Origin of the sequence: Oligella sp. HMSC05A10 (genome assembly GCF_001808335.1) — a bacterium.
Taxonomy (GTDB): domain Bacteria; phylum Pseudomonadota; class Gammaproteobacteria; order Burkholderiales; family Burkholderiaceae_B; genus Oligella; species Oligella urethralis.
The window spans coordinates 1-2,350 of record NZ_KV792845.1 but is presented as its reverse complement, the minus strand read 5'-3'; the positions used below and the strand labels follow the sequence as shown (position 1 = coordinate 2,350).

Sequence of the window (2,350 nt, the reverse complement as noted above, 5' to 3'; positions counted from 1 at the left end):
TCTTTCATTACAGTATTTCCATCTGGCTAACGCCTTGCTCACCGGCACATGCTGCGGAGAGCGTTTTGTGTAATATGGAGCGTAGCGACACACAAAAGCGAGCGTAGCAGTATGTGTCCGAGTGCAGCAATTTGTTAGATTTCTTTGGTTGGCTATTGAGAAGAAACTTCCGATACACCGAAAGACCTCCAAAATTTGAACTTACGCCATACACCAGAAGGTTCTGAAATATAGGGAATGTGAAATCTCTTACTTTTGAATATTTTAATCTGCCAATCTTTGTCGCCAAAAAATTTGAATTGAACCAAATCTGGATCTGTAATACCAAGCAACTTAAATGAGCCGGTACCGTATGGCCAAAAAGCAGTGGCACTATCTATAATTTCGTTTTCGCCACTTAGCAAATAGATGTTGAGTGACTCTTCAAAAGGGCAATCATCAGTAGTGAAGACTAGATAACATTCGTCATATTGAATGCATGCTTCGAGATCAACTCCGTTGATGATTAATTTTAGCTTGGTGCCCTCGATAGTAATTTCACTTTTTGGTGATTGAGCTTCTGTAGCCTCGGATATGACTTTTAAATTAACATCATCATTTTTAATGATTTTCATGGCTATACCTACCAAACTAATCCCACTCCAAAAGCAGCAAGAGCTCCACCAACGAATACTCCAACGGTAACGCATACAGGAGCACCAGGGCCACACGCGAATCCGGCTAATGCTCCTCCAGCTATACCACCACCAATGCCGGTTCCGGTAATAGCAATTTCCTTGCCCACCGCGTCAAATTTATTTTCAGCTGTCGCAACTGTATAGACAGATAGAGCAATAGATAAAAGAATTAGGCCTCTTCCAGCATGTGATAGCTTTTTCATAGCCGAAGTGACTTCTGGCCGAGACTTTCCTGCCGATTTTACGACCTCTAGATATACTTTGTTTTGCTGCTGAGCGGTGAGATTATCAAACGAAACACTGGCGCCATACAGCTTTTGGGATTTTATGGCTACTATTTCATTGAGCGTTTTTCCTTGCTGCTTAATCTTCTGCGCGATTGACAGACCAACCGGAGTGCTTCTTGTTCTTATTACTTTCATAATGAGGTTTCTAGCTTCCGATGCCTGCTCGGCGGCTTGAAGCCAGGTGATTCTTCCAGTCTGAGCCATCATTCTAAGCTCATTCGACATTGCACGTATTTGCCTTGCATAGGCCTGCCTTGCACTTGCATCAATAGTCAAATGAGTACCTATATTTGCTATCTCAGCCTCTAATGCTCTAATCGCATTTTCGAATAATTGCTGATCGTTTTTTTGAGCCACTTCCATCTATATCACTCCTGTTATGTTTATTGGGTAAATCTAACAGCTTATTAGCATGCCTGCTCATTTTTCAGCCCGAGCCAACAAAGCTTAAATTAATATATGTCTCTGAATAGTAATGCCTTCACCAAGATAAGCAAGGCATCCCTTGGGATCAATTCGAGCATGCATGCTATCTCGCTAGCGGTATGCGCGTTATTCTGCCAGCCTGATACATAACCCTATGATTTACATACCTTTATCATTTCAGCACCATAAAAACGAGCATTCCCATATGTAAAAACGTGCACTTTTTGATAACCGAGCTAAAATAGACTGTATAAAAAAACAGTAAAAGACAAGGAGCGTCTGATGTCTAAAAGTCCATTTTTAAATTCCATACGCATGGATATGCGGCAGAAAGGTTACGCGCTTAAAACTGAAAAAACTTACCTGCACTGGATTAAGCGTTTTATTCTATTTCACAAAAAACGTCATCCTCAGACTATGGGCAGTGAAGAGGTCAGGCAGTTTTTATCCAGCTTAGCAAACGACAGACATGTAGCCATAAACACGCAGAAAATCGCATTAAATGCCCTAGCTTTTTTGTACAACAGGTTTTTACAACAGCCATTGGGCGATATTGATTATATCCCTGCAAGCAAGCCTAGACGGCTACCTTCTGTTATCTCTGCCAATGAAGTGCAACGCATTTTGCAGGTCATGAATACTCGCAACCAAGTTATTTTTGCGCTGCTGTATGGTGCTGGATTACGCATCAATGAGTGCCTGCGCTTACGGGTTAAAGATTTCGACTTTGACAACGGCTGTATAGCCATACATGACGGCAAAGGCGGAAAAAGCAGAAACAGCCTACTTCCTGCTTGGCTAGGATCAAACATCATGAACAAACCGCCATTTAATTGTTAGTTACACCTTCATCCTCTGCCAGAGGTTTAACTATCTTCTAGGGAGCAAGGAAAGAGTGGTCACTACAAACCTGTACTGTGTGTCACTAATCGAGTAGGGTGAGGTTTGCACCTCATCCCT

The 2,350-nt window shown here is 42.0% G+C and carries 2 protein-coding genes and 1 pseudogene; 1 reads left to right on the top strand and 2 read right to left on the bottom strand.

Annotated elements, in window-relative coordinates; translation table 11 throughout:
* Positions 1 to 152 precede the first annotated feature (152 nt).
* Together HMPREF3144_RS00795 and HMPREF3144_RS00790 are read right to left on the bottom strand one after the other, a co-directional pair.
* Positions 153 to 614, bottom strand: a complete 462-nt coding sequence (locus tag HMPREF3144_RS00795; RefSeq protein ID WP_036560860.1) for a hypothetical protein — start codon at positions 612 to 614, stop codon at positions 153 to 155.
* Between the two features lie 8 nt (positions 615 to 622).
* Complete coding sequence (locus tag HMPREF3144_RS00790) at positions 623 to 1,327, bottom strand: hypothetical protein (RefSeq protein ID WP_070475723.1); 705 nt, start codon at positions 1,325 to 1,327, stop codon at positions 623 to 625.
* 345 nt (positions 1,328 to 1,672) lie between these two features.
* On the opposite strand from HMPREF3144_RS00790, the pseudogene HMPREF3144_RS00785 reads away from it, so the two are divergent.
* A pseudogene (locus tag HMPREF3144_RS00785) lies at positions 1,673 to 2,191 on the top strand (phage integrase N-terminal SAM-like domain-containing protein); the annotation flags it as partial.
* Positions 2,192 to 2,350: the final 159 nt, after the last annotated feature.

What these genes read in the sequence shown, in the direction of transcription:
- HMPREF3144_RS00790 (WP_070475723.1), bottom strand. Translation starts at nt 1,327, where the DNA reads ATGGAAGTGGCTCAAAAAAACGATCAGCAATTATTCGAAAATGCGATT.
- HMPREF3144_RS00795 (WP_036560860.1), bottom strand. Translation starts at nt 614, where the DNA reads ATGAAAATCATTAAAAATGATGATGTTAATTTAAAAGTCATATCCGAG.